Source organism: Streptomyces sp. SID486 (genome assembly GCF_009865385.1).
Taxonomy (GTDB): Bacteria; Actinomycetota; Actinomycetes; order Streptomycetales; family Streptomycetaceae; genus Streptomyces.
Window position 1 is genome coordinate 1 of the sequence record NZ_WWJT01000743.1, and the last position, 202, is coordinate 202.

Below are 202 nucleotides of genomic sequence, written 5' to 3' on the forward strand. Positions count from 1 at the left end.
CCTGCTCAGGCGTGCTGCCCGTCCTGATCTTCGACGGCTTCGATGAACTCCTCCAGGCAGGCGGAGCCGACCACTGGTACTACCTTGAGGAGATCGCCGACTTCCAGGAGAGGTCGGCCGAAGCAGGACTACCGGTGGCTGCCGTCGTCACCAGCCGCACTGTGGTCGCCGACCAGGCCAAGATCCCGGACGAGACGGTCAT

Annotated in this window: 1 protein-coding gene; it reads left to right on the forward strand. The window is 64.9% G+C overall.

All coding sequences use genetic code 11. From position 1 onward, the window contains the following. On the forward strand, positions 1-202 hold a 202-nt coding region (locus GT045_RS34395), incomplete at both ends, for a hypothetical protein (RefSeq protein ID WP_161336590.1).